The 24,328-nt window shown below is 70.4% G+C and carries 25 protein-coding genes and 4 pseudogenes; 5 read left to right on the top strand and 24 right to left on the bottom strand.

The annotated features are described in order from the left end of the window. From AQJ91_RS21195 to AQJ91_RS21160, 10 genes are all read right to left on the bottom strand, one after another. Nucleotides 1-306: phosphoadenosine phosphosulfate reductase domain-containing protein (locus tag AQJ91_RS21195; RefSeq protein WP_159054619.1), on the bottom strand; the 306-nt coding region annotated here is incomplete at its 3' end. Further along, nucleotides 303-839, bottom strand: coding sequence for an adenylyl-sulfate kinase (gene cysC, locus AQJ91_RS21190; protein WP_067024337.1), 537 nt, complete (start codon nt 837-839; stop codon nt 303-305). The genes cysC and AQJ91_RS21195, both read right to left, overlap by 4 nt. Before the next feature lie 27 nt (nt 840-866). Continuing rightward, entirely contained in the window at nt 867-1,577 is a 711-nt protein-coding gene (locus tag AQJ91_RS21185) for a phosphoadenylyl-sulfate reductase (RefSeq protein WP_067023951.1), read from the bottom strand. Beyond that, a complete protein-coding gene (locus AQJ91_RS49765) occupies nt 1,574-1,762 on the bottom strand; it encodes a hypothetical protein (protein WP_079085093.1) in 189 nt (62 codons plus the stop codon). The genes AQJ91_RS21185 and AQJ91_RS49765 overlap by 4 nt, the downstream gene beginning before the upstream one ends. Beyond that, a complete protein-coding gene (locus AQJ91_RS21180) occupies nt 1,759-3,456 on the bottom strand; it encodes a nitrite/sulfite reductase (RefSeq protein ID WP_067023948.1) in 1,698 nt (565 codons plus the stop codon). Before AQJ91_RS21180 ends, AQJ91_RS49765 begins: the two co-directional genes overlap by 4 nt. A gap of 181 nt (nt 3,457-3,637) precedes the next feature. Further along, nucleotides 3,638-3,721: a putative leader peptide gene (locus AQJ91_RS57830; RefSeq protein WP_310591794.1), complete on the bottom strand. Its 84-nt coding sequence runs from the start codon at nt 3,719-3,721 to the stop codon at nt 3,638-3,640. A 127-nt stretch (nt 3,722-3,848) separates the two neighbouring features. Then, nucleotides 3,849-4,421 carry a GNAT family N-acetyltransferase gene (locus tag AQJ91_RS21175; protein ID WP_067023945.1) on the bottom strand — a complete coding sequence of 191 codons (573 nt, stop codon included), beginning with the start codon at nt 4,419-4,421 and terminating at the stop codon, nt 3,849-3,851. Nucleotides 4,422-4,496: 75 nt separating this feature from the next. Then, nucleotides 4,497-5,783, bottom strand: a complete 1,287-nt coding sequence (locus AQJ91_RS21170) for a hypothetical protein (protein WP_067023941.1) — start codon at nt 5,781-5,783, stop codon at nt 4,497-4,499. A gap of 190 nt (nt 5,784-5,973) precedes the next feature. Further along, nucleotides 5,974-7,263: a helix-turn-helix domain-containing protein gene (locus tag AQJ91_RS21165; RefSeq protein WP_067023939.1), complete on the bottom strand. Its 1,290-nt coding sequence runs from the start codon at nt 7,261-7,263 to the stop codon at nt 5,974-5,976. Nucleotides 7,264-7,499: 236 nt separating this feature from the next. Further along, a complete protein-coding gene (locus tag AQJ91_RS21160) occupies nt 7,500-9,134 on the bottom strand; it encodes an acyl-CoA dehydrogenase family protein (protein ID WP_067023936.1) in 1,635 nt (544 codons plus the stop codon). Nucleotides 9,135-9,391: 257 nt separating this feature from the next. Here AQJ91_RS21160 and AQJ91_RS21155 point away from each other — a divergent pair, with 257 nt between their 5' ends. Further along, nucleotides 9,392-10,531 (top strand): YihY/virulence factor BrkB family protein, encoded by a 1,140-nt coding sequence (locus AQJ91_RS21155; protein ID WP_079085092.1) that lies wholly within the window; start codon nt 9,392-9,394, stop codon nt 10,529-10,531. A 7-nt stretch (nt 10,532-10,538) separates the two neighbouring features. Here the strand turns inward: AQJ91_RS21155 and AQJ91_RS55820 are convergent. Further along, a pseudogene (locus AQJ91_RS55820) lies at nt 10,539-10,631 on the bottom strand (NmrA family transcriptional regulator); the annotation flags it as partial. A gap of 81 nt (nt 10,632-10,712) precedes the next feature. Between AQJ91_RS55820 and AQJ91_RS21150 the strand changes: the two are divergent. Then, entirely contained in the window at nt 10,713-11,651 is a 939-nt protein-coding gene (locus AQJ91_RS21150) for an AraC family transcriptional regulator (RefSeq protein WP_067023930.1), read from the top strand. Between the two features lie 54 nt (nt 11,652-11,705). Continuing rightward, a pseudogene (locus AQJ91_RS21145) lies at nt 11,706-12,394 on the top strand (DUF6597 domain-containing transcriptional factor). On the opposite strand, the gene AQJ91_RS21140 reads toward AQJ91_RS21145, so the two are convergent. Next, nucleotides 12,374-12,778, bottom strand: coding sequence for a VOC family protein (locus AQJ91_RS21140; RefSeq protein ID WP_079085091.1), 405 nt, complete (start codon nt 12,776-12,778; stop codon nt 12,374-12,376). The pseudogene AQJ91_RS21145 and the gene AQJ91_RS21140 sit on opposite strands and share 21 nt — an antisense overlap. Nucleotides 12,779-13,072: 294 nt before the next feature. Between AQJ91_RS21140 and AQJ91_RS55815 the strand changes: the two are divergent. Then, nucleotides 13,073-14,143, top strand: a pseudogene (locus AQJ91_RS55815) (IS200/IS605 family accessory protein TnpB-related protein); the annotation flags it as partial. A 53-nt stretch (nt 14,144-14,196) separates the two neighbouring features. Here AQJ91_RS55815 and AQJ91_RS21135 read toward each other — a convergent pair. From AQJ91_RS21135 to AQJ91_RS55810, 3 genes and pseudogenes are all read right to left on the bottom strand, one after another. Then, nucleotides 14,197-15,219 carry a DUF5954 family protein gene (locus AQJ91_RS21135; RefSeq protein ID WP_067023926.1) on the bottom strand — a complete coding sequence of 341 codons (1,023 nt, stop codon included), beginning with the start codon at nt 15,217-15,219 and terminating at the stop codon, nt 14,197-14,199. A 46-nt stretch (nt 15,220-15,265) separates the two neighbouring features. Further along, nucleotides 15,266-15,457, bottom strand: coding sequence for a DUF397 domain-containing protein (locus AQJ91_RS21130; RefSeq protein ID WP_067023923.1), 192 nt, complete (start codon nt 15,455-15,457; stop codon nt 15,266-15,268). Then, nucleotides 15,454-15,831 (bottom strand): annotated as a pseudogene (locus tag AQJ91_RS55810) (DUF5753 domain-containing protein); the annotation flags it as partial. The gene AQJ91_RS21130 and the pseudogene AQJ91_RS55810, both read right to left, overlap by 4 nt. On the opposite strand from AQJ91_RS55810, the gene AQJ91_RS21120 reads away from it, so the two are divergent. Next, nucleotides 15,820-16,149, top strand: a complete 330-nt coding sequence (locus AQJ91_RS21120) for an ATP-binding protein (RefSeq protein ID WP_067024335.1) — start codon at nt 15,820-15,822, stop codon at nt 16,147-16,149. The pseudogene AQJ91_RS55810 and the gene AQJ91_RS21120 overlap by 12 nt on opposite strands. A gap of 69 nt (nt 16,150-16,218) precedes the next feature. Here the strand turns inward: AQJ91_RS21120 and AQJ91_RS21115 are convergent, their stop codons facing one another. The 9 genes from AQJ91_RS21115 to AQJ91_RS21080 all read right to left on the bottom strand — a co-directional run bounded on the left by AQJ91_RS21115 (nt 16,219) and on the right by AQJ91_RS21080 (nt 24,327). Then, nucleotides 16,219-16,716 carry a VOC family protein gene (locus tag AQJ91_RS21115; RefSeq protein ID WP_067023922.1) on the bottom strand — a complete coding sequence of 166 codons (498 nt, stop codon included), beginning with the start codon at nt 16,714-16,716 and terminating at the stop codon, nt 16,219-16,221. 19 nt (nt 16,717-16,735) lie between these two features. After that, entirely contained in the window at nt 16,736-17,299 is a 564-nt protein-coding gene (locus AQJ91_RS21110; protein WP_067023920.1) for a DoxX family membrane protein, read from the bottom strand. A 568-nt stretch (nt 17,300-17,867) separates the two neighbouring features. Beyond that, nucleotides 17,868-18,302 carry a VOC family protein gene (locus tag AQJ91_RS21105; RefSeq protein ID WP_067023918.1) on the bottom strand — a complete coding sequence of 145 codons (435 nt, stop codon included), beginning with the start codon at nt 18,300-18,302 and terminating at the stop codon, nt 17,868-17,870. A 207-nt stretch (nt 18,303-18,509) separates the two neighbouring features. Beyond that, nucleotides 18,510-19,112 (bottom strand): maleylpyruvate isomerase N-terminal domain-containing protein, encoded by a 603-nt coding sequence (locus AQJ91_RS21100; protein WP_067024332.1) that lies wholly within the window; start codon nt 19,110-19,112, stop codon nt 18,510-18,512. 54 nt (nt 19,113-19,166) lie between these two features. After that, the gene (locus AQJ91_RS49755; RefSeq protein WP_079085089.1) at nt 19,167-19,508 is read right to left on the bottom strand and encodes a helix-turn-helix domain-containing protein; all 342 of its coding nucleotides are present in this window, start codon (nt 19,506-19,508) and stop codon (nt 19,167-19,169) included. Nucleotides 19,509-19,676: 168 nt separating this feature from the next. Beyond that, nucleotides 19,677-20,720, bottom strand: coding sequence for a LacI family DNA-binding transcriptional regulator (locus AQJ91_RS21095; protein WP_067023916.1), 1,044 nt, complete (start codon nt 20,718-20,720; stop codon nt 19,677-19,679). A 162-nt stretch (nt 20,721-20,882) separates the two neighbouring features. Further along, nucleotides 20,883-22,508, bottom strand: a complete 1,626-nt coding sequence (locus AQJ91_RS21090) for a glycoside hydrolase family 43 protein (protein WP_067023914.1) — start codon at nt 22,506-22,508, stop codon at nt 20,883-20,885. Next, nucleotides 22,505-23,443: a carbohydrate ABC transporter permease gene (locus AQJ91_RS21085; RefSeq protein WP_079085088.1), complete on the bottom strand. Its 939-nt coding sequence runs from the start codon at nt 23,441-23,443 to the stop codon at nt 22,505-22,507. The genes AQJ91_RS21090 and AQJ91_RS21085 overlap by 4 nt, the downstream gene beginning before the upstream one ends. Next, nucleotides 23,443-24,327 (bottom strand): carbohydrate ABC transporter permease, encoded by an 885-nt coding sequence (locus tag AQJ91_RS21080; protein WP_067023912.1) that lies wholly within the window; start codon nt 24,325-24,327, stop codon nt 23,443-23,445. Before AQJ91_RS21080 ends, AQJ91_RS21085 begins: the two co-directional genes overlap by 1 nt. Nucleotide 24,328 lies beyond the last annotated feature (1 nt).

Below are 24,328 nucleotides of genomic sequence, written 5' to 3'. Positions count from 1 at the left end.
CGCGACATGCAGCCGCAGCCCGTGCTCGGCCACCGTACGGTCCCGGTACTCCAGCACCTCGGGGAAGTTGTGCCCGGTGTCCACGTGCAGCAGCGAGAACGGCACCGGCGCCGGCGAGAACGCCTTCAGCGCCAGATGCAGCATGACGATGGAGTCCTTGCCACCGGAGAACAGAATCACCGGCCGCTCGAACTCGCCCGCGACCTCGCGGAAGATGTGCACCGCCTCGGACTCGAGGGCGTCCAGGTGCGAGAGGGCATACGGGGAATCCGTACCCTCCTCCACCGTGGCGACGGTAGTCGTCATGCCAGTCCCCTTTCGGTGAGCAGGGCGTACACCGACGCCGCGGACTCCTGCACGGTCTGGTCCTGGGACTCGATCCGCAGGTCGGGCGACTCGGGCTCCTCGTACGGGTCGTCGACCCCGGTCAGCCCCGACAGCTCACCGGCGGCCTGCTTGGCATACAGACCCTTCACATCGCGTACGGAGCACACCTCGACCGGAGTCGCCACGTGCACCTCGATGTACGCGGCCCCGCTCTCCTGGTGGCGCTTGCGCACCGCCTCGCGGCTGTCCACGTACGGCGCGATCACCGGGACGAGCGCCTTGACGCCGTTGCGGGCGAGCAGTTCGGCGAGGAAGCCGATGCGCTGCACGTTGGTGTGCCGGTCCTCGCGGCTGAAGCCGAGGCCCGCCGAGATGAACTCGCGGATCTCGTCGCCGTCGAGCACCTCGACGCGGTGGCCCTCCTCACGGAGCCGGCCGGCCAGCTCGTACGCGATGGTGGTCTTGCCGGCACTCGGCAGACCCGTGAGCCAGACGGTGGCTCCGCTCGTCACGTGATCCTCCATGGTCGTCGTCATCGGTCAGCCGTGCAGTCCGCACTCGGTCTTGCCACGGCCCGCCCAGCGGCCGGCGCGCGCGTCCTCGCCCTCCAGGACGCGGCGGGTGCAGGGGGCGCAGCCGACGGAGGCGTAGCCGTCCATCAGCAGGGGGTTGGTCAGTACGCCGTGTTCGGCGACGTACGCGTCCACGTCGTCCTGGGTCCAGCGGGCGATCGGGGAGATCTTGACCTTCTGGCGCTTCTCGTCCCAGCCGACGACCGGGGTGTTCGCCCGGGTCGGGGACTCGTCACGGCGCAGACCGGTCGCCCAGGCCAGGTAGTTCTTCAGCCCGCGCTCCAGGGGCTCGACCTTGCGCATGGCGCAGCACCGGTCGGGGTCCCGGTCGTGCAGCTTGGGGCCGAACTCGGCGTCCTGCTCGGCGACCGTCTGACGCGGGGTGAGCGTGATGACGTTGACGTCCATCACGGCCTCCACGGCGTCGCGGGTGCCGATGGTCTCCTCGAAGTGGTAGCCGGTGTCGAGGAACACGACGTCCACGCCGGGCATCGCGCGGGAGGCGAGGTGGGCGACCACCGCGTCCTCCATCGAGGAGGTCACGCAGAAGCGCTTCCCGAAGGTGTCGACCGCCCACTGGAGGATCTCCAGCGCGGAGGCGTCCTCCAGGTCGCGGCCCGCCTGCTCGGCGAGTGCCTTCAAGTCGTCGGTCGTGCGCTCTTCCTGAATCGACGTCATATCTCGTTTCCCCCTGCTGCTGCCCGGCGGGGCCGCTGAATGCCGCGGGCGAGGAGCCCGAGGAACTTCAACTGGAATGCGCGGTTGCAGGCCGCGCATTCCCAGGCGCCGTGGCCCTGCTCGCTGGGTCGCAGGTCCTCGTCGCCGCAGTAAGGGCAGTAGAAGGGAGCGGCTCGCTCACTCATGACAGCGACTCCTCGGAGGCACGGGCGACCCAGGCGGCGAACCGCTCGCCGTCCTCGCGCTCGGCCTCGAACCGCTTGAGGACCCGCTCGACGTAGTCGGGCAGTTCGTCCGAGGTGACCTTCAGGCCACGCACCTTGCGGCCGAACCCGGCCTCCAGGCCGAGCGCGCCGCCGAGGTGCACCTGGAAGCCCTCGACCTGGTTGCCGTCGTCGTCGAGGACCAGCTGGCCCTTGAGACCGATGTCCGCGACCTGGATACGGGCGCAGGCGTTCGGGCAGCCGTTGATGTTGATGGTGATCGGCTCGTCGAACTCCGGGATCCGGCGCTCCAGTTCGTCGATCAGCGAGGCGCCGCGCGCCTTGGTCTCGACGATGGCGAGCTTGCAGTACTCGATGCCGGTGCAGGCCATGGTGCCGCGCCGGAACGGGGAGGGCTTCGCGGTGAGGTCCAGCGCCTCCAGGCCCTCGACCAGGGAGTCGACCTGCGTCTCGTGGACGTCGAGCACCAGCATCTTCTGCTCGGCGGTGGTCCGGACCCGGCCCGAGCCGTGCGCCTCGGCGAGCTCGGAGATCTTCGTGAGCGTGGCGCCGTCGACGCGGCCGACGCGCGGGGCGAAGCCGACGTAGTAGCGGCCGTCGTTCTGCCGGTGCACACCGACGTGGTCGCGCCAGCGCTCCACGGGCTGGGCGGGCGCGGGACCGTCGGTGAGCTTGCGCTTGAGGTACTCGTCCTCCAGGACCTGGCGGAACTTCTCCACGCCCCAGTCGGCGAGCAGGAACTTCAGGCGGGCGCGGGTGCGCAGCCGCCGGTAGCCGTAGTCGCGGAAGATCGAGATGACACCCTCGTAGACGTCGGGCACCTCGTCCAGCGGAACCCAGGCGCCCAGCCGCTGCCCGATCTTCGGGTTGGTGGACAGACCGCCGCCGACCCAGACGTCGAAGCCGGGGCCGTGCTCGGGGTGGTTCACGCCGACGAACGCGATGTCGTTGATCTCGTGCGCCACATCGAGGAGGGGCGAGCCCGAGATCGCGGACTTGAACTTGCGGGGCAGGTTCGAGAAGTCCTTGTTGCCGACGATCCGGCGGTGGATCTCGTCGATCGCCGGGGTGCCGTCGATGATCTCGTCCGCGGCGATGCCGGCGACGGGGGAGCCGAGGATCACACGGGGCGTGTCACCGCAGGCCTCGGTGGTGGACAGCCCGACGGCCTCGAGCCGGTCCCAGATCTCGGGAACGTCCTCGATGCGGATCCAGTGGTACTGCACGTTCTGCCGGTCGGTGATGTCCGCGGTCCCGCGCGCGAACTCCTGCGAGATCTCACCGATGACGCGCAGCTGCGCGGTGGTCAGCCGGCCGCCGTCGATCCGCACCCGCAGCATGAAGTACTCGTCGTCCAGCTCCTCCGGCTCCAGGATCGCGGTCTTGCCGCCGTCGATCCCGGGCTTGCGCTGGGTGTACAGGCCCCACCAGCGCATCCGGCCGCGCAGGTCGTTGGGGTCGATCGAGTCGAAGCCGCGCTTGGAGTAGATCGTCTCAATGCGTGTCCGCACATTGAGACCGTCGTCGTCCTTCTTGAACTGCTCGTTGCCGTTGAGCGGGGTGAAGTGCCCCGCGGCCCACTGGCCCTCACCGCGGTGACGGCTCACCTTGCGGCGGGGAGTCGCGGCGGCAGGCTTCTGCGGGGTGGCGGCCATGGTTGATACGTCCTTCGGGACAGCAGTGGGTAGGGGCCGGCGCGCAGCGCCGTCGATGAGGGGTGGTGGTCGGGTGGCGGGCGGGAGGCTCTGACCTGCGCATACTGGCGCATGGGCATACGTGCGCGGCATTGCGCAGGAATGACACAGAAGGGGGATGTCGGGCGCTGCTGGGAAGGTCTCAGCGCGCCGGACAGATGGCGCTGGACATGCGGCCGAGGTCGACGTGCCGCCGACTCACCAAGGCAATTCCAGTTCCAGACATGACGGAAGCGTGTCACGGCGATCTGGACACAGTCCAGCTTCGTCCAACATTCGGACGCCCTTGTCCCGAAGAGTGAGACAAGGGTGGTGTCGGTCACATGGCCGGTACGGGACCGTTTCCGCGCAGGTCAGGCGGGGAAAGCTCCCGGCCACGGTCCGGGGGCGGCGACCTCGGCCTCCTCCTCGACCTTGGTGTCGAACAGCGTGAAGCCCCGGCGCAGGTAGTTGTCCATGGCGTGCTCGCCGTCCAGGCTGCAGGTGTGCAGCCACACCCGCTTGGTCTGCGCCCGCCCCGGCCAGCGGTCCGCGAGATCCCAGGCGCGGGCGGCCCCGTGCGACAGCAGATACCCGCCGATCCGCCGCCCGCGGAAGGCGGGAATCAGCCCGAAGTAGACGATCTCCACGACCCCGTCGTCCTGCGGATCCAACTCCACGTACCCCGCGGGCGTGCCCCGCTCATAAGCGACCCAGCTCTCCACCGCGGGCCGCTCCAGGTGCTCCTGCCACTGGGCGTACGTCCACCGGAGCCGGTCGGTCCAGCGGATGTCCCCACCGACGGAGGCATACAGAAACCGACTGAACTCGGGCGAGGCCACCTCGGCCCGCACAATCCGCACGTCCCCTTCCGGGGCGGCGGCCGGGAGGAGGTCGGTGGGCGCGGTCTGCTCCAGGGACCAGGTGGTCACGGGGATGTTGGTCATGGCGGTCAGGGAATCATCCGGGGGGTCGGTCTGTCGATCGGGGGTGGGGGGAGGGTGCCCCACTCGGTCGGGGAATTACCCCAGGTCCCTCTCGATCGACGCCAGCGGTACGGCGAACAGCACCCGGCCCGACTGGGACCAGACCTCGCCGGTCGCCTCCGAGTACGACAGGGCCCCGGCCTCGGTGCCCCAGCAGCGGGGTGCGTCCGAGTAGCCGCAGCGGGTCGCCTTCGCGCCGGTCGTGTCCTGGCGCCACAGGCTGCCCTGGCGGTCCGTGCTGCCGGGGGCGCGGCCCAGGTACCAGGTGGAGCGGTCCGTGTCGGCCGGCGCGTACGACAGGACGCCCTCGATGCCGGCCGCCTCCGTCTCGTACGCCTCGGCCGGCCGCACCTGCCCGGCGGCGTCGGTGTTCAGCAGGCCCGTGCGGTCCGCGTCCGAGCTGAAGGAGTAGCGCCACAGGCGGGCTCGCCGGTCGCTGTCGGCCGGTGTGTGCTCGGCGGCGACCAGGCTGTCGGGGACCGTGCTGCGGTCGAGGGAGATGCCGCCGAGGCGGGGAGCCGTGCCGTCGCCGGGGAGGTGGTAGGAGCCGACCGCGGGGAGCACGTACCGGTAGCCGTGGGCCGACCAGCCGTCCCCTACCTTGCCGACCGCGGCGCTGTCGACGGTGGCGCGCTGGACGTGGTTCATGTCGTAGACGTACAGCCTGTCGGCGGCGGTGACCAGCAGCTTGTCCTGGTACCAGACCATGCCGGAGAGGCGGGAGGCGAGCCCTCGGTAGTTCCGGCCGCCGTCGACGGGGACCACGAGGAGCGCGGAGGTGTACGTCAGGCGGTCCTGGTCGTTCGCGTCGACGAAGGCGACCCGGGCGAGGCCCCGGTCGGCGCCGCCCTCGCTCCAGCCGGAGAGGACGACGCGGTTCTCGCCCCACCAGCCGTCGTCGTCCGCGTCCCCGGACGTGGTGACGGCGCCGGCCCGCCAGGACCGGGTGTCGGCGGTGTCCCAGCAGTACGCCTGCGTGGCCGTCGGCGCGACGGGCAGCGCCGTGCGCTCCGTGGCCGTACAGTCCGCCGCGTCACGCAGGCCGAGGTCGGCGCTCTCCAGGACGGCACTGACGCCGACGGGCTTGCCCATCGCGGCGGCGAGCCGGTCCAGCGTGGCCTGCGGTGCCAGCCGTTCCTGGAGCCGGAGACCGGTGGTCTCGGCGGAGGCGAGAGGCTTCAGGGCCCCAGGATCGTCACCCACCGTCGCCTGCGAGGCGCTGATCATGGTGGCGGCCGCGGTGAGCGCGAGGGCGGTACCGGCCAGGAAGGCGCGCAGCGCGCGGCCCTGCTTGCGCCGGCGATGTCTGCCGCGTTGCTTCATGAATCCTCCCGAGGCGAGCCAACTGCGGCTATTGGTCCGTGCGTTGACCAAAGGAGCAGGTGGGGTGGCCCGTAAGGGATGCTACGGCAGTCGGAGGCGCCCGGGGACGAAGAACCTGCAAATATGCGGAAGATGCCACCCCGCCGGCCGGACGGAGGCACACTCGCCGGACGGGCGGAGGGAGGCCGGCTCAGGGCGCGTCGACGGGGGCCCGCCCCCGCGCCACCGCGGGCGCCGTCGAGTGCGGCAGCAGCTCGCGCGGGTCGTCGGGCAGCAGCACCTCGATCTCCGCGTCCTCTCGGAAGCGGTACGGCCGGTGCTCGAGAAACGCCCCGAGATAGCGCCGTACGCGGGACATCTCGGCCCGCACGGTGACCGTACGCCCGGCGTCGCCGAACAGGTCCTCGGCCAGCCCCGCCGCGCTGCGCCCGCCGGGGTGCAGGGCCAGGACGTACAGTAACTCGGCGTGCCGGGGGCTCAGTTCACGGCTCCAGGAGCCCGCGCCGCCGGCCACCGTCACCGACCAGCGGCGCGGCTGCGTCAGATCCAGCGCGATCCGGGCGGCACCGCCCGGCACCGGCTCGCCGGCCACCCGCAGCAGCCAGCCGCCCGCCAGCGGCTCCACCCAGCACAGCCCGAGCGGCGGCAGCCACCGGCGGCCCGCCGACAGGGACTTGGGCAGCGTGATCCGGTTCGTGTACGGCATCCCGGTCACCGCCGCGGACCAGCCGTCCCGGTCCACCACCGCGGCCCGCCCGCCGAGCCGCGCCAGCACCGGCGCCGCCACCGCGCGCAGCCGCTCCAGCGAGGTCAGATGCAGTTCGCGCAGCCGGGCCTCGGCGAGCTTGGCCACCGAGTCGACCCAGGCCAGCGTGGCCGGGTGCATGGTCTCCAGCGGCCCGCTGATGTCGACCACGCCGATCAGCCGGCCGTCCCGCGGGTCGGTGATGGGGGCGCCGGTGCAGGTCCAGGAGGTCTGCGAGCGCACGAAGTGCTCGGCGGCGAAGACCTGTACGGGCCGGCGCACCACCGCCGGGGTGCCGATGCCGTTGGTGCCGATGACGCTCTCCCGCCAGTCGGCGCCGAGTTCGAACCCGGTGCCGTCGGCCTTGCGCAGCACGGCGGAGCTGCCCTCCCGCCACAGCACCCGGCTCTCCTGGTCGGTGATCACCATGATGTGGTGGGCGATGTCCGCCACCGACAGCAGCCCTTCCCGCAGTACCGGCAGGACGTGCCGCAGCGGTGAGGCCTCCCGGCGCCGCTGCACCTCCTCCCGGGGCAGCAGCCCGGTCCTGAAGTCGTGGTCGGGGTCGACCCCGCTGCGCAGCATGCGCTCCCAGGACTGCTCGATCACCGGGCGCGGGGCGACGGGCGCGCGCTGTCCGGAGAGCGTGGCGGAGCGGACCTCGTTGAGTACCCGCGCCGCACGCGCCGAGTCCACGGCGGCGAGCTGCGTCACGTCCGTCGGTGACAGCGCCACTGGCCCTCCTGGGAGAGATGGGTCGTCCTCATAGTGCCGTTCGGTTCCGGCGGAGGCATACACTCCGCGCACAGACACCAACAAGTTGCAACCCTCTGCAACCCTGGTGAACCGTCCGGGCCTGATTGAAACTTGAGCAACGCCGTGCCGAGCGGCGTTCGCGGCCTCGAATGGGCCAGGCGGCGGGGGTGGTGCCGTGTCGGCGCAGCACCACCCCCGCACCGCGTCCGCGCAGGTCAGCCCACTGGCCGGGCCCGCTCCACGATCGACGCCAGGTTCAGGGTGTGCGGCAGTGTCCCGAAGGCCGCGCCCGCGTCGCCGCCCAGCCGGGAGGCGCAGAACGCGTCGGCGACCTCCGGCGGTGCGAACCGGACGAGCAGCGACCCCTGGAGCACCAGCGCCAGCCGTTCGGTGATCCGCCGGGCTCGCCCCTCGACGCCCTCCAGATCGGCGAGTTCGGTCAGCAGCCCCTTGATCGCCCCGTCGAGCCGGTGATCGGCGCCACGCGCCCTGCCGACCTCCCGCAGATACGCGTCGAGAGCCATCGGCTCCCGCTGCAGCGCCCGCAGCACGTCCAGCGCCTGCACATTTCCGGCGCCCTCCCAGACCGAGTTCAGCGGCGACTCGCGCACCAGCCGGGGCAGGCCCGACTCCTCGACGTACCCGTTGCCGCCCAGACACTCGGCGGCCTCGACCGTCACCGGCGTACACCGCTTGGTCACCCAGTACTTGGCGGCGGGTACGGCGATCCTCAGCAGCGCCCGCTCCTGCTCGCTGCCGTCGTCGTAGGCGGCCGCGAGCCGGAGCGCCAGTGTGGTCGCGGCCTCCGACTCCAGCGCCAGATCGGCCAGTACGTTGCGCATCAGCGGCTTGTCGACGAGCTTGCCGCCGAACGCCTCGCGGTACGTGCAGTGGTGGACGGCCTGCGCGACGGCCTGCCGCATCAGCCCAGCCGACCCCAGTACACAGTCGAGCCGGGTCGCCGCCACCATCCCGATGATGGTGCGCACCCCGCGCCCCTCCTCACCGACCCGGCGCGCCCACGTCCCGTCGAACTCCACCTCGCTCGAGGCGTTGGACCGGTTGCCCAGCTTGTCCTTGAGCCGCTGGAGCCGGAACACGTTGCGGCTGCCGTCCTCCAGCACACGCGGCACGAGAAAACAGGTCAGCCCCTCCGGAGCCTGCGCCAGCACCAGGAACCCGTCCGACATGGGCGCGGAGCAGAACCACTTGTGCCCGGTCAGCGCGTAGGTCCCGGCCTCGGCGAGCGGGGTGGCGGCGGTTGTGTTGGCGCGTACATCGCTGCCGCCCTGCTTCTCCGTCATGCCCATCCCGAACAGCGCCCCGGCCTTCAGACGGGCGGGCCGCAGCTCCTGGTCGTAGATCACGGACGTCAGGCGCGGCTCCCACTCGGCGGCGAGGCCGGGGTCGGTGCGCAGGGCGGGCACCGCGGCGTGGGTCATGGACAGCGGGCAGCCGTTGCCGGCCTCGACCTGCGTCCACATCAGGAACCCGGCCGCCCGCCGCACATGCCCGCCGGGCCGTGCCCAGGCCGCGGTGAGCCCGGCGGAGACGCCCTTGCCGAGCAGCCGGTGCCAGGCCGGATGGAACTCGACCTCGTCGACGCGGTGGCCGTAGCGGTCGTGCGTACGCAGCTTCGGCGGGTTCTCGTTGGCCAGCACCCCCCACTCCTGCGCCTGCGCCGACCCACAGGTCCGCCCGAGCGCGGCCAGCTCGTCGCGGGCCTCGCCGAGGAGCTCCGGGTCGAGGTGGCGTTCGACGGCCGCGGTCAGGGCCCGGTCGCCGGTGTAGACGTCATGGCCGACCAGGGGCGGGGGCTGGTTGATCACGGTGTGCGTGCTGCCTGCCATGAGTGTGAACCTACCTCTGATCAGTCCCGGTCCGGCCTGGGCGGTCCGATGCCCCCGACGATCGCTCTGGTCCGTGGGGCGGTGGCCGCCTTGTAGAAAGTCTGTTCGATTTCACCGAGTGGGTTTCTCATGGGTTACCCGGCGATCTCTGCCGCATTGCGCGCCCGGAGGGAAACACGGGCCCCCACGGGCGCACCCTCGCAGGTCGGGGGGCCCGGGGGATGAGGGCAGGCAGGCACGGCGGATACCTTTGGGTTGTGCAGCCAGCAAGTGAAACCCCCCAGAGGCCCTCCGGCCGTCTCCACCGGGCGCGTGCCCTCTACCGGAACGTCTCCAAGCGCAGGACCGCCTGGCTGTTGCTGAAGGACACCGTCAACTCCTGCATGGAGTACCGGATCCTGGGCCTCGCGGCCGAGGCGGCCTTCTTCACGCTGCTCTCCGTGCCGCCACTGCTGCTCAGCATGATCGGCCTGCTCGGCTACGTGGACTCCTGGACCGGCGCCGACACCATCGCCAGCGTGGAGACCAACATTCTGGAGGCCTCGCGCACGGTCCTGTCCGACAAGGGCGTCACCGAGATCGCACAGCCGATCCTGCACGACGTCACCAAGGGCGGCCGGCCCGACATCATCTCCATCGGCTTCCTGTTCGCCGTGTGGTCCGGCTCCCGCGCCGTGAACGTCTTCATCGACACCATCACCGTGATGTACGGCCTCGACGGCGTCCGCGGCATCGTCAAGACCCGGCTGGTCGCCTTCGCACTGTTCATCGTGGCCCTGATCATCGGCTCGATCGCGCTGCCGCTGATGGTGGCCGGGCCGGACGCGATGGTGAACATCGTCCCGTGGTCGGAAACGCTGGTCCAGGTCCTCTACTGGCCCGTCGTCATCGTCCTGTCCATCGTCTTCCTGACGACGCTCTACCACGTGTCCGTGCCCGTCCGCTCCCCGTGGATCGAGGACGTGCCCGGCGCGCTCGTCGCCCTCGGCATGTGGGTGCTCGGCAGCTTCCTGCTGCGCATCTACCTCACCAGCACGGTGGAGGGGCCCACCATCTACGGCTCCCTCGCCGCCCCCGTCGCCGTGCTCCTCTGGATCGGCGTGTCCGCGTTCGCCGTGCTCGTCGGCGCCGCGGTCAACGCCGCGATCGACCGTGTCTGGCCGGCCGCCGCGACGGCCGCGGCCCGCGCCGCCAACGAGCGGATGCGCGAGGCCCAGGTCGCCGAGTACGTCGCCCGCACCTCCGCGACCCACGAACCCGACCCAGACGACCCGGACATGCCCTCCGAGTTCCCCGAACGCTGGACCCGCTTCCTCCCCCCGGACGACGTGACGTCCCGCCTACGCACACATGTGAAGAGCACGCACCCGCCCCACCACAAGCAGGACGACCACTGAAGCGCCCCTCCGCCCAGGCCGTCGGATCCTCCAGGTCGAAGCCCTGCGCCCGCGACGCGGCCCGCACCGTCAGCCCCGCCGCCCGCGCGGCCTCCGCCACCCGGCTCCCGGTACGGCCGCACGCCCCACGCTCCCATCGCTGAACGGCACACCCCCATGCGCAGGCGTCTACGCTGACGCCATGGACGCACTCGCAGGCCTGCTGGAGGGTCCACGCGCGCGTGGCGCCTTCATGATCCGCGCGTGTTTCGAACCGCCGTGGTGCGTGCGCGTCGAGGACCGCGCCCCGCTGACGGTGATGCTGATGGTCCGCGGCGACGCCTGGGTGATCCCGGACTCGGGGGAGCGGCTGCGGCTGCGCGCCGGTGACCTCGCCATCGCCCGCGGCCCCGACCCGTACACCTGCGCCGACGATCCCGGCACCGCGCCCCAGGCCGTGATCCTGCCGGGCGCGGAGTGCCGCTACCCCGACGGCCGCTCCCTGAACGGCGTCATGGACCTGGGCATCCGCACCTGGGGCGACCGGGTCGACGGCTCGGCCGTGATACTGATCGGCACGTATCTGTGGCAGGGCGAGATCAGCGGCCGTCTGCTGGACGCGTTGCCGCCGCTGCTGTCCCTCACGGCCGACGTGTGGAACTGCCCCCTCACGCCGTACCTCATGGAGGAGGTCGTCCGCGACGAACCCGGCCAGGAGGTCGTCCTGGACCGGCTGCTCGACCTGCTGGTCATCGCCGCACTACGGGCCTGGTTCTCGCGCCCGGAGGCGGCGGCACCGGCCTGGTACGCCGCGCTCGCGGACCCGGTCGTCGGCCGGGTCCTGCGGCTGCTCCAGGACGATCCCGCCCATCCCTGGACGGTGGCGTCGCTGGCGGCCAAGGCGGGGGTGTCGCGGGCGGCGCTGGCACGGCGCTTCGCCGACCTGGTCGGTGAGCCGCCGATGACGTATCTGACGGGGTGGCGGTTGGCTCTTGCGGCGGATCGGCTGCGCGAGAGCGACGATACGTTGGAGGCGATTGCCCGGCAGGTGGGGTATGGGAGCGCGTTTGCGTTGTCCAGTGCGTTCAAGAGGATTTACGGGGTGAGTCCGCAGGAGCATCGGGGGCGGGTTTCGCCGTAATGTCACAGCCCCGCGCCCCTAAAAGGGGCGCGGCTTCGGCATAGCCTGGTTTGTGTGTACTCGCAGAGGGTGTCCCGGCTCCCGGGGGCTGTCGTCTGGACCAACACCCCGGCTGGAACCAGCCCTGGGCGTGTGCTGCCCGACGGGTGCATGGATCTGCTCTGGAACGAGGGGCGGCTGCTGGTGGCCGGGCCGACACGCGGGCGTACGTCACCGAAGGTGAGCCGAGTGTGTGGGCGGGCGTCCGTTTCCACCCCGGTACCGCGCCCGCGCTCCTGGGCGTGCCCGCGCACGAACTGCGCGACCGGCGGGTGGAGCTGGCCGACCTGTGGCCGGCGCCGGAGGTGCGGCGCCTCACCGCGCAGGTGAACGCGGCCGCCGATCCGGCGAGCGGTCTCGAAGAGGTCGCCATGCGGGTGGCCTCCAGGGCCGAACCGCCCGACCCGCTGCTACGGCGGCTCGTCGAGACCCTCGACGCGGGGCGCCCGGTCGCCGCGACCGCCGATGAACTCGGCTTCGGCGCACGCCAGTTGCACCGGCGTTCGCTGGTGGCCTTCGGGTACGGCCCGAAGATGCTGGCCCGGGTGCTGCGTCTGCAGCGCGCGCTGGCCCTGGCCCGCGTCGGCGTGCCGTTCGCGGAGACGGCGGCCCGGTCCGGGTTCGCGGACCAGGCCCATCTCGCCCGGGACGTCCGGGAGTTGGCGGGCATGCCGCTCGGTGAGCTACTGGCCCGCTCCGGGTAGCCGTGCGAACAGGTCGACGCCGTTGCCGTCCGGGTCGAGCAGGCTCGCGTACCGCTGGCCCCATTCGGCGTCCCACGGCTTGAGCCCACCGTGGTACCCGGCACCCACCATGTCCTCGTAGACGGAGTCGACCTCGGACGGATCGGCGCACAGCAGGGCCAGCGAGGTGCGGCCGCCGCCGGTGTGCGGCTGCCATTCCGGCACGAACGAGCGGACAGCCTCCTCGCTGTCGAGCATCAGCCGCAGCCCGCCGGGCAGTTCGGCCTCGACATGCGGCTGCTCCTCGGCCCCTTCGGGGAACGCGAACCCGAGCCGGCGGTAGAAGGCGACGGAGGCGGCCATGTCCGAGGCCACCATGCCGATTGCGTCGAATCGTGGAGTCATGGGACCACCGTAGGCAGCGCCGCGGCGGTGGGTCTTGAACGAATCGGACGCCGACGGTGCGGCAGGACGGCCGGGTGAGGGGGTTTGTAGCTGCTGCCGCTGGAGTGTGTTCAAGGGTGTTCCGGTGAGCGGGAGTGAGTGTGGGTGGTCTGTGTCGTGCCGTAAGCCGCGGGCCGTGGCGCTGGTTTTCAGTGGGAACTGACGTTCTTGCATCGAATGCGTGACCTTGCGTGGATGGTGCTCGTTGGGTGCGGTGACGGGTTCTTCGGGTGGGGCCACAGCGGGGGTGACGGGGTGGGTGAGCTGAGGAGCGTGGCGTCGTCGTTCGTCGCGTGTGGTCCGAGTGGTGTGGCGCTCCGGACCCGGCTCAAGCACCTGACGCCGGACGATGAGAAGGTGCTGCGTCTGGTCAGCGCGCATCTGGGATCGCTGGCCTCGAAGGACGTCAAAGCACGCTGCCGGGACGGTCTGGAGCACTCCGCTGACACGTGGGCGGTGCGTAAACGGGAGCTGACGCCGGTCTCGTCCTCGCGGTGGGCGGGGGCGATCACCAAAGCCACTCACGACCAGTGGGCGCTGGCCCGTCGCTGTCAGCTGGCGCACATTCAGAACCTGGAAGCCGGCATCCGCACTATCGAGCACCGGCTGTCCCTGCCGGTCGGGAAGAAGGGTTCCAGGCGGGCGCCGGGGGGTTGTCGGTCGCGGCGGGAGTGGCATGCCAAGTCCCGGCGGCTGCGGGTGCTTCAGGACCGGCTGACCGCCGCGCGGGCCGACCGGGAGGCCGGAGTCGTCCACGTCGTGCGGGGCGGCAAACGTCTGGCCCGTACCCGCCATCACCTGGAGGCGGCCCAGCTCACTGAGTCGCAGTGGCGCGGGTGTCGGGAGGCGGAGCGCTGGTTCTGTCAGGCGGAGGGGGAGTCCGGAAAGCGGTACGGCAACGAGACGATCCGTATCAGCCCGGACGGCGAGGTGAGCCTCAAACTTCCCGTACCGCTGGCTCGTCTGGCGAACGCCCCGCACGGCCGCTACGTCCTGGCGTGCAGGGTCACGTTCGCGCACCGGGGCACCGAGTGGGCCGACCGTGTCGCGGCCAACCGGGCGATCGCCTACCGCATCCACCTGGATACGAGCCGGGACCGCTGGTATGTGACCGCGTCCTGGCAGATCCCTCCCACCCCCACCCTCCCCGTCGAGGCAGCGCTCGCCCACGGCGTGATCGGCGTCGACATGAACGCCGACCACCTCGCCGCCTGGAGCCTCGATATCCACGGCAACCCGATTGGTGCCCCGCGCCGTTTCTTCTACGACCTTTCCGGTACCGCCGAGCACCGCGACGCCCAGGTCCGCCACGCCCTGACCCGCCTCCGGTACAAGTGGTGGCCCACCGGTCCCCCCACATCGTCATTCGTCGTCGTTCGTCATTCGTCGTACGTGAGGTTCCCGTCCTCGTCCATCGTCGGGTGCATCTTCATCGGGCCGTACTCGTCGATGTCCGAGGGCCGTGGGGTCTCCGGGCCGTCCGGGCCCGTGCGGAGGATGCGTTCGACACGGCAGATCCGGAACTCGCGGTCATCGACGCGGAACCTGTCCGCGTGGCCGAGCTCCCGGTACTCCTCGGCCGCCTTCGCGTACCTGACCTTCTTGGCGTCGTCCAGTTGGTACAGCAGGCCCCAGATCTCGGCCAGTCCGTCGTAGAGCAGGCGCCGGGCGTCGTGCGGGGTGGACATCAGGGTGCCGCAGGGCCGCCAGCCGCCGTGCTCCCCGCGCTCGACCAGACTGAAGCCGGTGGGCAGCAGCACGAGTTCCGGATGGGTGGTGACCGCCCGCTCGGAGTCGGTGCGCACGTCATGGGGGAAGCGGGCGCCCGTGTACGTGAAGTCCCGCAGTCCCAGTTTCAACGCGCCCGCGGACGGGCCCTCGGTGCGGTCCGGATCGAGCACGAAGCCGACGTCCAGGGACGGGGTGTCGCGGGCCTTCCGGTCCCACGACCGCTCCACCGGCTCCGGGTCGGTGGGCCGGGGCGGCTCGGGGCCGTCGTCGCCGACCCGCAGGAACTCGTCCCCGCGCACCACCCGGTAGCGCACCCCGCAGGCCGTCACCTCGTTCACCGACTCGCGCTCCAACACGGCCACGGCCGCGAGCAGTCCACGCCGTACGGCCCGGTCGTCGGTGTCGTCCTTCGCGGTGAAGAACAGGTGCGACTGCAGCCCGTCCCGGGCCACCTGCGGCATCCCGTCCACCACCGGCTTCAGTACGCGCCACCCGGCCCCGGCCGCGGGATCCCGCACCGCGATCCCGAACACCGGCCCGCGCATCGCGAGCCGGGGATACCGCCGGGAAGCCTCGATGGCGTCGGCCTCCCGCACCCAGGCGGCGGGGTCGTCGCGGCGGATCAACTCCTCGTGCAGCGCGTCGATCTGTTGCTGCCAGTCATCGCTCATACACGCATTGTTGCGGGATTCGGGTGCATACCGGGGCTGAACCGACTCAACAAGCCATGTTGTTGGATCGACTCAGGAAGGCGGCCCAGGCGGCGGGGGTGACGGTGAGGTGTGGGGTGGTGGGGGTCTTGGAGTCGCGGATGTGGATGGTGGCGGGCTGGACGGCGACCTCCAGGCATGCGCCGCCTTCGCTGCCGCTGTAGCTCGACTTGAACCACTCAAGTGCGGTGCCGCTCATTGCTCTCCCAGAAGACGATCCAGCAGGTCCCTCGTGTCTTCGGCGTTGAGGGCCTGTGTTCGCAGCATCGCATACTTCTGGGTAAGGATCCCTACCTCATCGGGATCAGCGACCAGTTGGCTGCCGCGGTGGGTCTCGGTGTAGGCGAGCCGCTGGTGTTCGGGGGTCTCCAGCAGGATGAACGGCCCGTCGAGCCCGGCATGAGAGGTGCGCCCCAGCGGCATGATCTGCAAGGTCAGACCAGGCAGGTCGGCGTACTCCCGCAGGTGCCGCAGCTGCTCGATGAACACCGCCTTTCCGCCCAACTGGTCCTGAAGCGCCGCCTCCCAGACCACGAAGCTCGTCGTCGGCGGCACCTTGCGGTGCAGAATCTTCTCGCTGATTGGGGCGTGCGGGAACGGGCGTACGACATTGTGCTGTGCGTCAGTGAACTCGCCACGAACGCCCTGGTGCACGGCGTACCGCCCGGCCGCGGCTTCCTGCTCCGGCTCCTGCCGTTGCCGTACGACGGTGGCGTGCGCGTCGAGGTGCACGACAGCGGTGACGGCGTACCGGCCATACCGCAGGCGGACGTTCGGGAGCCGGGCGAGGGCGGGCGCGGGCTGCTGCTGGTGTCGGAGCTGGCGGACAAGTGGGGGGTGGGGGAGCGGAACCCGGGGAAGACGGTGTGGTGCGAGTTCGCACGCAGATGAAGGGCGCCCGTCGACCGGTGCTCACGCACTGGTCGACGAACGCCCTTCGTGCACGCCGGACTTGCTCGGTTAGGTGACGGAGCCCGCCGCGGCCCCCGTCGGGAGGTCGGCGCCCCAGTGTGCGAGGTCGGCGGCGAGGTCGATCGGTTGGGGTGCCATGACCTCGCCGGTCGGCCAGTCCTCGCGCGGCACCCGCCACATCACCTCGAACTCGTTGCCGTCCGGGTCCCTGGCGTACAGGGACTTCGACATCCCGTGGTCGGACGCCCCGACCAGCGCCCCGCGCTCGGTGAGCCGGCGTGCCGTCTCGGCGAGTTCGCCGAGCGTGCCGACCTCCCAGGCGAGGTGGTAGAGCCCCACCGCGCCGCGCTGCGGTCCCGGCGCCTGCGCGCCGAGCGCGAACAGTCCGAGGTCGTGGTCGTTGGCACTGTCCGGGGCCCGCAGGAAGGCTGCCCGGCCGGGTATCCGGTGTGCGGTCTCAAAACCGAGTACGTCGGTGTAGAAGGCGACGGCGTGGTCGACGTCCCGGATGTAGAGGACGGCGTGATTGAGCCGGCGTACGGACATGGTGGGCACCCTCGCCGTGTTAGTTGCGGACGAACAGCAGGACGAGACCTGCCGTCACGGCGCCGAGTACCACCGCGGAGACTCCGTACACGACGCGGTGGCTGCGCAGTACGGGCAGGAAGCGGTCGGCGGCGATGCGACCGGGCCCGGCCAGTGCCAGGCCGGCGGCGGTGGCGGCCACCAGGATGTCGAGCTCCATGCCGCCGTTCTGGTCCATCATGAAGAAGCCGCCGCCCGAGTTCACGGTCATGGCGTTGATCATCGTGCCGACGACGGCGGCTCCGGCCAGCGGGGTGAGCAGGCCGAGGGTGAGACCGAGGCCGCCGAGGGTTTCGGTGAGACCGGCGATCAACGCCATGGTCTTGCCGGCCGTGTAGCCGCTCAGCTCGAAGAACTGACCGGTGCCCTCGAGGCCGCCGCCGCCGAACCAGCCGAACAGCTTCTGGGTGCCGTGGCCGACCAGCAGGACGCCCACCGCGAGGCGCATGATCAGCAGCCCCAGGTCGTAGGCGTGCAGCGGGGCGTGCCGCTGGGTGTGGGGGGAGAGGTCGGTGGTGGAGCGGGAGCCGAGCGTGGAGGCCACGAGGGGCTGACCTTTCTGGGGGCCGTTGAGGAGACTGCTTGGGGGAGCAGTGCTTGAAACTTAAATCTTCACTCCCGACTGTAGGTGATGTTCCAAAGTTCAAGCAAGTGGGAGTGGTCGCTGCGATCGTGGGAGGGCCGAGAAATACAGCGTTCCCCAAGAGGACGCTCGCGGTGCGGGTCCGGGAAGCTGGGGCCGCTGTTTGAGGTACGGGCCCGCATGGACTGGAAGCCCAGGCAGACGTGGCCAGCGGTGGCCCGGGCCCCACCGTCGTCGTCGGGGGCGGGCCGGATGGACTGGCGGAGGGTGATGTAGCGGACCGGGGCGTCGGGGTGCTCGGCACCGGCCCGGCGGATCAGCAGAGCAGGGTGCCCAGCAGAGTCCGGATCACCCTCAGCTGGTCGTCGTTGATGTCGTTGACGCGGTCGGCGCCCACCCCGTACCGGTCCCTGCTCGTGGACACCGAAAGGTGGTTCTGGATCAGGACCGTTGGCGCGCCGCGGTACGGCGACCCTTGTGATGGCGAACTGCACCAGTCGACTCGCGAAGGTGCCGCGTTCGCGGCCACTCAGTCGAGACAGAACTCGTTGCCCTCGATGTCCTGCATCGGGAGGCACGACTCGTTGACGCCATCGGCAAGCAGCAGTCGCCCGCGTACCGCGCCGAGCGCGACCAGCCGTGCGCACTCGGCCTCAAGTGCGGCCAGGCGCTCTTCACCCACGAGCCCGGTGCCGACCCGCACGTCAAGATGCAGTCGATTCTTGACGGCCTTGCCTTCGGGGACGCGCTGGAAGAACAGTCGCGGGCCCACACCTGAGGGATCAATGCATGCGAACGCCGAACCCTGACGCTCAGGCGGCAGTGCGCGATCGAAATCGTCCCAAGTAGCAAACCCCTCCGGTGGCGACGGTACGACGTACCCCAACACCTCGCACCAGAAACGAGCGACGCGCTCAGGTTCTGCGCAGTCGAAGGTGACTTGGAACTGCTTGATCGACGCCATCGGTCCATCGTAGAGGCGGGGTCTTTCGTCGTCTCCACAGGCCCGCCTCTGGCTGGGTTGTGGCGTATGCGGCCGACTCCTGGCGATGAGTGGGACCTTGAGCCGACCCCAGTAAACGAAGGAGCGTACGGGAGGCAACCCGCCCGTGCTCAACGTCGGCGGTCGCCCGGCGCGAGCAGGCTGGTGACTTCGGCGAAGAGCACTCGGTCAAACCTTGCGGGGAGTCGTCCCGTCCCATTCGGCGATCGGCGCGCTGTGCCAGCGCCAGTCGCACTGGCGCGGCGCGTTCGGAAGGTCCAGGCGGCCGTGGGCCCACAGAAGGGTCGCCCAAGCGTCGGCGCCGGGAGCATGCCAGGGGAACAGCCGCGTCAGAACCCGTCGCGCGAGGCGCTGGTCGGGCCGGAAGTCTTCGCCGAGACCGGTGGCCGCGTCGTAAGTGTGGACCAAGATCTCATCGCAGGCCATCGCCGCGAATCCGGACGGGTCAGCGGCCCCGAACGGATGGAAACCGCGCGCCGTCGCCGGAAGGCTGTCCACGGTCGTCGCACACAGGTGAGCCGCGTTGCGCAGGCTCCTGAGCAACGCCTCCGGCCCGGCATCAGGCCGAATTTTGATCTCGAACGCGGCGTCGTCCGCCGGGCCGCCGGTGAGATCCAGCGCATACCACAACGGCCCCTGGCCGGCGTGTGCCATCACCGAGGCCACGGTGAAGTCCAAGCCCGGTACCGAAACCGACCAGTCACGGACGGCGTGCGGCTGGAGGAAGGACATTGCCGTCCCGGCTGCTGCTCGGACGTCGTCGCCACACATGAGGCCGATCCTAGCCACCGCCAGTCCCGCCCCGACAACAGCACACCGTAACCATCAAGCCGGAACCACAGCCGAATCGGCGACAATTGGATACGCGACTCCGCCAGTATCAGCCCCAAGCACCACGCCCCGCGGCCAGACCGGATCGGCCAGACCCCACAACGCCAGCAGCCGCGCCTGATCCGCCCCCGCCACCCGGCACAGCGCCTGCACCGCACCCCGCGGCGGCTGCTTCGTCCCGCTCAGATACCGCTGCCACGACGACTTGCTGTACGCGGTCCGCCGGGCCGGCTCGGCGAGACTCAGCCCCGTCCGGTCCTTGAGCCCCCGCAGTTGTTCGACGAGGCGGCGTGCCTCCCTCGGCAGTGAATCCGGCAGCGGCCGCCAGCGCGCCATGGTCGCCCCCCCCAAGCACTCGCCGCCGCCCCGCCCCCAGGCAACGGCCCCCTCCCCGCCGCATCGTTGGACGCCCGCTCGTCCCGCCGAGTTCCCCACCTCCGCATCTGAACGAAAGTGAATGAATCCGGCGGTCGGTGGCACATGCGATGCGGCGTGTTACGAGGATCAGGCGCGTGGCGCCCCCGTGCTCGCGCGGGTGATCAGGCGGGTGGAGAGCTCGGTGCGGGTGCTCTCCGGGCGGTCGCCGTCCATCATCCGCACCAGCAGCCGCAGCGCCGTCGCCGCCATTTCGGAGAGGGGCTGGCGGACCGTGGTGAGCGCCGGGGTGACCCAGCGGGACTCCGGCAGGTCGTCGAAGCCGACGACGCTCATGTCGTCCGGCACGCTCAACCCCCCTTCCGCCAGGGCCTCGTAGACGCCCAGCGCCATCCGGTCCGAGCAGACGAAGACGGCCGTCGGCGGCTCGGGCAGATCCAGCAGTTCCAGCATCCGGCGGTGGGCGACGGTCTCGTCGAAGCCCGCGTGACGGACGTACTCCGGACGATGCCGCACCCCCGCCGACGCGAGCGCCGAGCGGAAGCCGGCCACCCGCGCACTGCTGCACATCTTGCGCTGGTGACCGGCGATGACGGCGATCCGCTCATGCCCCAGCGAGAGCAGGTGCTCGGTCGCGATGACACCGCCGTGCCAGTTCGCCGCACCCACCGACACCACACCAGGCGGCGGCTCCAGCACCGGGTCGATCATCACGAACGGGATCCGATGCTGCTCCAGCCACGCGTACTGCGACGACGTCAGCTCGGCCAGATTGAACAGCACCCCCGACGAGCCGCGCGCGGTCAGCTTGTCCAGCCAGCCGCGCTCCGGGCGGCCGCCGCGGGTCCGGTTCAGCCCGGCCGAGACGACCACCTCCAGGCCGGCGTCGTGCGCGGCCGCCTCCACCCCGTGCAGCACCGCACCCGACCAGGAACTCTCCAGCGAGTGCACCACCAGGTCGACCAGGCCCGGCGACTTCGCCGCGTCGAACCGGGGTCTGCGCACATAACCGAGCCGGTCCAGCGCCTCGGTGACCCGGCGGCGGGTCTCGGGGGCGACGTCCTCCCGGCCGTTGACCACCTTGGAGGCCGTCGGCACGGACACGCCGGCCTCGCGGGCCACGACCGCCAGGGTCGGCCCCGCCGTCATGCTCGCACTCCCCGTACGGACCATCGGGAACCACCTCTCCGGCCCGCCCGAGGGCCATGAAAAGTTTCGACCAGCCGGAAACAGTAAGCGCTTCCTACCCTAGGTTCGGCGCAAGAGGTCGGGAAGAGGTCGGACTTCGAAGGTCTTCTTGCTCCTGAGGTTTCGAAACTTCGAACGCAGCGACGGCTACCAACAGGTGAGCCGGAATCCGGTGAAGTCGGCCGTGAACGCGGCGTCGACCAGGTCCACGGCATGGATGCCCGCCATCGACCCGGTGAAGCGCAGCTTGGATCCGTAGTCGTCGGAGAGCTTCGTGAAGTCCAGCGGCGGCCCGATCGGCGTGCGCGCGCCGTCCTTGACGTACCAGAACCGTGCCGCGCCGTTGTCGACCGTCACGCCAAGTGTCAGCGGGCCTTCGGCGTCGACCTCGACCACGGCCGCCAGCCGGGTGCCGTCCTCCTCGCGCTCCACGAGGCTGAGCACCGTCCGCCCACCGCCCTGCCACTGCTGACCGTGCTGCCCCTCGCCGTCGGGCTCCGCCCAGGTCAGGTCGAGGCTCAGATACGCCTCGGCGCTGTACCGGAGGACCAGTCCGGCGGCCTGCGTGAAGGTGCGCGGCCGCGCCTCGACGGTGACCTCGGCCTCCGCACGGTGCTCGGTGATCCGCTGGGCGAGCAGACTGTGCGCCCAGCGCGACTCGGGACCGTGACGACCGCGCAGGCGGAGCCAGCCGGGGCGGGTGGTGGCGTCGGCCCAGGACGGGTCGGGGTATGCGCGGAGGGTGCTCCATGGCCAGCCCAGGGGGTCGGCTGTATGCGTTGGATGGTCGGCTGGATCCAGTGGCTCGTCGACCGTATGCGTCGAGTCGACGGTATGCAGTCCTACGTCGACCTCGACCCCAACCACCGGATGCCACCCCCCATGCCGCAGCCTCGGCCACCCCTCCTCGTCCCAGGTCACCGCCTGGATCGCCGTCTCCCGGCCGAGCGGGCAGCGCGGGCCGTCCGGTGTCCGCAAGGGACGTGCCGTGAGGTGGCTCATCACCCACTCGCCGCCCGGCGTCTCCACCAGCTCCGCGTGTCCGGCCTTCTGCAGCGGCACCGACGGGTCGTCGCGCGTCGTCAGCAGGGGCTGCCGGTCCAGCTCGTACGGGCCGGTGATCGAACGGCTCCGGGCGACCAGCACCCCGTGCTCGACTCCCGTGCCGCCCTCCGCGAGTACGAGGTGGAACCAGCCGTCGCGCTCCAGCAGCTTCGGTCCCTCGATGAGCCGTTCGTGCTGGAGGAGGAGATGGGTGTCGCCGATCGGGGCCAGCGTCTCGCGGTCCAGCTCCGTCAGGACGATCCCGGCGAAGCGATTCCCGCCCGGCCGGTGATCGCTCTGCATGTTGAGGAGCCATAGCCGCCCCTCGTGGTGGAACAGCGCGGGGTCGAAGCCGTGGCTGGCGATCCGACGCGTGGCGCTCCACTTGCCGCCCGCCTCCGTGGCCGTGGACACGTACGTGTCCAGGTCGAAGTACGGCGTACCCACTGAACGGACGACTGTGTACACCATCCAGAACCGTTCCCCGTCCCAGCTCAGCGACGGCGCCCAGATGCCGCCCGAGTCCGGGACCCCGGCGAGCGAGTCACCGGGGACCGCGCCGCGGACGTGGCCCGCGTACTCCCAGTGCGCCAGGTCACGGGATCGGTGGATCGGGATCGTGGGGAACCACTCGAAGGAGCTCGTCGCCACGTAGTACCAGTCGCCGGCCCGGACCAGGGACGGGTCCGGGGCGAAGCCGCGCAGGACGGGGTTGTGCAGCAACGTCACTTCAGGGCTCCCATCGTGACGCCGCTCCGCCAGTAGCGGCGCATCGCGACCATCATGATCGCCATCGGGATGATGGACAGCAGCGCGCCCGTCAGGACGAGGCTGGTCACATCGATGCCCGACTCCAGCCGCTTGCCGGACCAGTTGTAAAGACCCAGGTTGAGCGTCCAGTTCTCCTGGCCGCGGAGCACGGTCAGGGGGAGGAAGAACGCGTTCCAGGTGTTGACGAAGGCGAGCAGGAACACCGTGGCGCCGCCCGTGGTCATCATCCGCAGCACGATGCTGAAGAAGATCCGCAGTTCACCGGCGCCGTCGATTCGGGCCGCCTCAAGGAGCTCGAACGGGATCGCCGCTTCCGTGTAGACCTTGGCCAGGTACACGCTGAACGGGTTGATCAGGCAGGGGATCAGCATCGCCCAGGGGGTGTCGACCAGGCCGATCTTCGAGAACATCAGGTACAGCGGCAGGGTGAGCAGCGCGATCGGGATCAGGAACGAGCCGACCACGGCCGCGAACACCACACCGCGCCCCGGGAAGTCGAAGCGGGCCAGGCCGTAGCCCGTGGCGAGGGCGATGAGCGTGCCGCCGAGGGAGCCGACACCGGCGTACAGGAACGAGTTGGCGGTCCAGCGCAGGAAGATGCCGTCCTCGTATGTGAACACCTGCTGCAGGTTGTCCCACAGGTGGAAGTCGGAGAACCACAGCCCGTTGCTCTGGTAGAGCCCCACGCGGTCCTTGGTCGCGGCGATCATCAGCCAGTACACCGGGAACAGGCTGTAGGCGCTGGCCAGGGCCAGACCGAGGAGGACGAAGCGCTGGCCGCCGCGGGAGCGGGCGGCCGGGTCCGGGCTGGTGAGCCGGCGGACGGTGCGCCCGCCGGGTGGCCCGGCAGCTGTTTCAGTGCCGTTTTCCTTACGGCTTTCCGTCAGCGCCATCAGTCCGCCTCCCTCGAGGTCAGCCGGTAGAAGAGGAAGGACGCGACGCCGAGGATCAGAGCGAGCAGCACTGACAGGGCCGCGGCGTAGTTGTAGTTGGCGGCGTTGAATGCCTGGTTGTAGATGATCATGATCGGGGTGAAGCTGTCGCTGACCGTCTCAGGGGATATGTTCCGGAACAGCGCGGGCTCGTTGAAGATCTGGAGCATCTGGATGATCGACAGCAGCGCGGTCAGGATGAGCGCGCCACGCACGAACGGAACCTTGATGCTCAGCGCGATCCGCAGCTCGGAGGCGCCGTCCAGTCGCGCGGCCTCGAACAGCTCACGGGGCACGCCCTGCAGCGCCGAGTAGATGATCACCATGTTGTAGCCGATGCCGTGCCAGGTCAGCAGGTTGCCGATGGCCGGCCACACCATCGAGGGGGCGAAGAAGTTCCAGTCGAACCCGAACAGCGCGCCGAGCGGCGTCAGGGGACCCACCTCGGGGCTGTACAGGTTGATCCACACGATGGCCGCGACCACCCCGGGGATCATGTACGGGACCAGCAGCATGATCCGGAACCGGCCGGCCACCTTCGCGGTGACCGCGTCCAGGAAGAGCGCCAGCACCAGGCTGATGACCAGCATGAACGGGATCTGGACGCAGGCGAACAGCACCACCCTGAGGATGGAGGTCATGAACGCCGAGTCGGTCAGGCCCTGCTGGTAGTTCTCCAGCCCGACGAACTCCGTGGTCGCGCCGCCGAGCCCCAGTCCGGACTGCTTCTGCAGGAACAGCGACTGGTGGACCGCGTAGCCGATCGGAAGCAGGTAGAGGAAGACGAAGCCAAGCTGGAAGGGCACCGTGAACGCGGCACCCTTCCAGCGCTGGGAGCGAATCATC

It is taken from the genome of Streptomyces dysideae (assembly GCF_001514305.1).
In the GTDB taxonomy this organism is placed as follows: Bacteria; Actinomycetota; Actinomycetes; order Streptomycetales; family Streptomycetaceae; genus Streptomyces; species Streptomyces dysideae.
The sequence above is the reverse complement of the archived record's forward strand: the minus strand, read 5'-3'. Positions and strand labels throughout refer to the sequence as shown.